Source organism: Paraburkholderia sp., assembly GCF_034668105.1.
Classification (GTDB): Bacteria; Pseudomonadota; Gammaproteobacteria; order Burkholderiales; family Burkholderiaceae; genus Paraburkholderia.
Genome location: NZ_JAXDPY010000538.1, coordinates 1 through 4,932, shown reverse-complemented (window position 1 = coordinate 4,932; position 4,932 = coordinate 1). Strand labels below are relative to the sequence as shown.

Below are 4,932 nucleotides of genomic sequence, written 5' to 3'. Positions count from 1 at the left end.
CGCTACGTGGCGTCGTTGGCCGACGCGCAACTGCAACTGAATCTGCACGCGCGGATCGTGAAAGATGCGGGCGCGGTCCTGACCGTCGAAGGCGCGAGAGGCTTCGGTCAGGTTGTCGCGTTCGAGGCGATGGAGCAGGGCATCGAGCGCGCGAAACGCCTCGGCATCTGCGCGGTCGGCTTGCGCAGCGCGCACCATATCGGGCGCATCGGGCACTGGGCGGAACAATGCGCGCGCGCCGGCCTGGTCTCCTTCCATTTCGTCAATGTGGCGGGCGATCCGCTCGTCGCGCCGTTTGGTGGCGCGGACCGCCGCATCGGTACGAATCCGTTTTGCGCGGCGTATCCGCGGCCCGGCAAGCCGCCGCTCGTGCTCGACTTCGCGACCAGCACGGTGGCGTACGGCAAAACGCGCGTCGCCTATAACCAGGGCAAGCATGTGCCGCCCGGCGCGCTGATCGATCACGAGGGCTTTCCGACGCTCGACCCCACGGTCATGCACGAAGCGCCGTTCGGCTCGTTGACGCCGTTCGGTGGTCACAAGGGTTTCGGGCTCGCGGCAATGTGCGAGATTTTCGCCGGTGCGCTCTCCGGCGGCTTCACCACGCACTCGGACACGCTCGGCACGACCAACGCGATCATCAATTGCATGCTCTCGGTGATCGTCGACCCGGCCGCGTTCGACGCACCCGCCGCGCAGGCCGAGGCGGATGCGTTCATCGACTGGGTGAAGGCTTCACCGCTCGCCGCCGGCGCGGAGCGTATCTATGAGCCCGGCGAACCCGAGCGGATGATCCGCGCGCAACGCGAGGCCGAGGGCGTTCCGGTCGATCCGGCTACGTGGGCGCAGATCCGCGCGGCGGCATTGGCCGTCGGCATGAACGCGGAGCAGGCTGAGCGATGGGCCGCGAAGTTGCAATAGCCTTGATCGCGTGCGAATCCCGGGCGCCTTGCCGCGCCTGCGTTTAATTATTCAAATTGCATATTCTGTCTGCTAGCCCACAAATAAGAAAACAATCATTTGCAAGCCATATTTCGATTGCATTGGCTAATCGAAGGCTAATCCTTCTCATTCAAATCCGGCAAGAAATGCCCGCTTTGTTCGTGCGCTAAATTATTGCGGCAGCGGTTGGTTTTGCAGCTTAATTCCGCCCATCTGCGATGCGCAACCGTTTGCGTCCCCGCATCCTTTTAGTGCACGCTTTTTCTCCCCGCAGAGCGCCGCCAGCCGGGACTTCACGCGCGTGTTGCATTCATCTGTTGGTTACCCCGCTCCCATCCTATTCCGGTCTGCTTTAGGCTCGCATTGCAATACCAGTGTTTAACCCTAAAAGGACCGATCAAATGAACTTGCATAATCATCACGCCTGCCGTCCATTTCTCGAAGCCGGCAATTTGTCGCAAGTCTCCGCTTACTACGAAGAAGGCCGCAACATCATGTGGATGATGCTGCGGGCGCAGCCGCGTCCCTGTTTCAATCTCGATCTGGTGCACGACATTCTGGGTCTCGCGCAGGCAGCACGAGAGTCCGGCTTGCCGATCGACTTCTGGGTGACCGGCTCGTTGATCCCGACCATGTTCAACGTCGGGGGCGACCTCGACTTCTTCGCCGACACGATCCGCTCCGGCAAGCGCCAGGCGCTGCTGGCGTACGCGCGCGCCTGCGTGGATTGTGTGCATGGCGCGGCTCGCGGCTTCGATACGGGGGCCATTTCGATCGCGATGGTGGAGGGCACGGCGTTGGGAGGCGGGTTCGAGGCGGCGCTCGCGCATCATTTCCTGCTGGCGCAGACCGATGCGCGGATGGGTTTTCCGGAAATCGCGTTCAACCTGTTCCCGGGCATGGGCGGCTATTCACTGGTCGCGCGCAAGGTGGGCATGCGGCTGGCCGAGGAATTGATCGGCGTGGGGGAATCGCATACGGCTGAGTGGCACTTCGGCAAGGGGCTGGTCGACCAGCTGTTCGAACCGGGCGACGCCTATATGGCGACGCGCACCTTTATCGACACGCTCCGGCCGAAGATCAACGGCATCCGCGCGATGCTGCGGGCGCGCCAGCGCGTGCTGCAGCTCTCGCGGGCCGAATTGATGGAAATCACCGAGGACTGGGTGGACGCAGCCTTCACGATCGAGGAAAAGGACCTCGCCTTCATGGAGCGGCTGGTGATGCTGCAAAACCGCCGGACGTCGAACTTGCGCCAGGCGAGCGCCGGCGCGGCCAATTTCGCCTGAATCGCTCCGGCGCCCTACCCGATCGCGCGTGAGCGGCGCGCCCTGCGAGACTTCCCGCGGGGGCGCCCAGCGAGCGGATTTCCCGCGCGGCGCGCTAAAACTCAGGCAATCAGTCTGAGCTTCTGCCTGTCCTGCAACCAGCGCTCGAATTCGGCGGCCGGCATGGCCTGAGCGTACAGAAAGCCCTGCACGTAGTCCACGCCCAGTCCCTTCATGAAGACTTCTTCGGACTCGGTTTCAATCCCTTCGGCGACCACCTTGAAATCCAGTTCCTGCGCGACCGCCACCATCGAACGCACCAGGGCTTGCGCTTTGGTGTCGGCATTGATCGAACGGACGAAACTGCGGTCGAGCTTGATGACGTCGAGCGGAATCCGGCCCAATTGCGAAAGCGACGAATAGCCGGTCCCGAAGTCGTCCAGATGAACCTGCGCGCCGAGCTGGCGGAATTGCTTGATCAGATCGATCGCCGCCGCTTCGTCCTCGATCAGGCAACTTTCGGTGAGTTCGAGGTCGACCAGACACGGATCGAGGTTCGCGCGCTGCAGCGCTTCGCTGAAATGCCGCACCACGGCGGTATCGACCAGTTGGCGTGCCGACACGTTGATCGCGATGCGCAGGTTGTAGCCGTCCGCCTTCCATTTGGCCGCCTGCCGTGCCGCCGTTTCCATGACCCAACGGCCGAGCACGCCGATCAGCCCGGATTCTTCGGCATAACGGATGAATTCGGCCGGCATGATCTGGCCGCGCTCCGGCGAATTCCAGCGGACCAGCGCCTCCGCGCCTTGCACCGCACCGGTGGCGAGCACGAGCTTGGGTTGATAGTGCAGGGTCAGTTGCCCTTCCTCGAGGCCGCGCCGCAGGTTGGTGTCGAGCCACATGTACTCGGCGACCTTGCGGTTCATGTCGGGCGAGAACACGCGATAGGTGCGCTTGCCTTCATCTTTGGCCACGTACATGGCCGTGTCCGCGGAACGGATCAGCGATTCGAGGCTGTCGCCGTGTTCCGGATAGCGCGCGATGCCGATCGAGCAGCCGGTGTAGACCTCGACGAGCCCCAGACTGAACGGCGTGCGCAAACGTTCGAGAATGCGCTGCGCGGTGGCTTCGAGCTCGTGGGCGGTGCCCTTGGCGGCGAGCACGATGAATTCGTCGCCGCCGAGGCGCGCGAGCGCATCGTCTTCGTTCAGGCAGGTGCGGATGGCCGCCGACACATCGCGGATCAGCCGGTCGCCGAACACATGGCCGTAGTGGTCGTTGACCTTCTTGAAGTTGTCGAGATCGAGGAACAGCACGCCGACCGATTCGTCCGGGCCGGCTTCCTCGATCGCGGTACGGATCTTGTCCTGGATCGCGTTGCGGTTGGCCAGGCCGGTGAGCGAATCGGTGTTCGCCAGTTCGGTCAGTCTTTCCTGCGCGAGCCGCTCTTCGGTAATGTCGGTGCCCGAGCAGATCAGAAATTGCTCTTCGACGCCGCTGCCGCTGTGAACGAACTTGTTGCGAAACAGGAAGAGCCGCTCGCCATGGATCGTCTTGATGCGCCGCTCGACTTCGTACGAGACACCGCGATTGAAGAACCCCGTGATGTTCTGGCTCGACGCCGCGCCGGATTCAGTGGTCATGAACAGCGCCCACACATTGCGGCCGACGATGTCTTCTTCCTTGACGCCGGTGAGTTCCTCGGCGAGACGGTTGAAGCGCTGTATACGGCCGTGCCTGTCAACGATGACCACCACCGAATTGACTTCGGAGACCACCTGTTCGGCGAACGAAAGACCGTGGACCAGATCGCGCGCGACGGATTCGGTGTCGCCATAGGCCGAAGCGGTACCGGCCCACGTATTGCTGGCGAGTTTTTTACCGACGAGGTGCAGGCGCAGGGGTTCGCCGAACAGCCGCACGTCGAGGATCAGATGCGAGGTGACGCCGGTCAGGCAACGGATTTGAGAAGCCTGTTGGGGATTCAGAGGAATGGCGACATTGGCGGGCACCTCGCCGGTGACGGGCGTGAGTTCCAGTGCGTTGCTGTCGTTCGACAGACGCCAGCAAGGGCTGCTTGTGCCGAACTGCGCAAAAAGCACCTGATCGTGTTGGTCGTCGTTCATGAGATCCCCGGGCGTGTGTGCCGATGAGTCCGTCGTGAAGGCGGGATGGCGGCAAACAGTCTTCATCATACTTAAAGACTGCCCCCATTGTAGCTAAGCGGCTGGCGTTCGGGCCTATAAACATTAACGGTTGCGATGGCCACGAGCTTTAAGCTTTTATTCGGGGCTCGGGCGGGTGTGGCTTGTGTCCGCTCTTTCCCGCGGCTGGGTGATGCGGTTTTAGTCGATCCAGCACAGGCGTGCTTTTTTTGCTTTTGCAGCGAGCATTGCGCCCATGATCCCTGTCTGCAGGCTAACAAGGCCAGCCCGTCTCGACGAGCTGGCGTGGCTCGATCAATAACGTCTCGCAAGCCGCAAACGGGCCTGGGTCTTTGCTTCCATGTCGGTGCCGAGCGTGGGCAGAAAATTAAAGTCGCCGGCAACGAGTGTGGCGACCACGATGCCGTCGCGAAACAGCAGGCGGTTGCCGGCCACCGACGGTACCTTGTCGCCGGTCAGCAAGGTGCCGGCGAGATTGAGCGGATCGGTCGCGGAGACGCACACCCAGACACTGTCGTGTGCATGCCGGCGCACTTCGCGCAGCAAGGGGATCGCCT

The 4,932-nt window shown here is 62.5% G+C and carries 4 protein-coding genes; 2 read left to right on the top strand and 2 right to left on the bottom strand.

What is annotated here, in order from left to right; all coding sequences use genetic code 11:
• Window positions 1–921, top strand: a 921-nt coding sequence (locus tag QOC89_RS23925; protein WP_323047284.1) for a malate/lactate/ureidoglycolate dehydrogenase, incomplete at its 5' end; no start/stop codon positions are given.
• Window positions 922–1,343: 422 nt separating this feature from the next.
• Window positions 1,344–2,231: a crotonase/enoyl-CoA hydratase family protein gene (locus QOC89_RS23920; protein WP_323047283.1), complete on the top strand. Its 888-nt coding sequence runs from the start codon at window positions 1,344–1,346 to the stop codon at window positions 2,229–2,231.
• Between the two features lie 101 nt (window positions 2,232–2,332).
• Here the strand turns inward: QOC89_RS23920 and pdeR are convergent, their stop codons facing one another.
• Window positions 2,333–4,336, bottom strand: a complete 2,004-nt coding sequence (gene pdeR / locus QOC89_RS23915) for a cyclic di-GMP phosphodiesterase (protein WP_323047282.1) — start codon at window positions 4,334–4,336, stop codon at window positions 2,333–2,335.
• Window positions 4,337–4,669: 333 nt separating this feature from the next.
• The coding region (locus tag QOC89_RS23910) for a hypothetical protein (protein WP_323047281.1) at window positions 4,670–4,932 on the bottom strand (263 nt) is incomplete at its 5' end.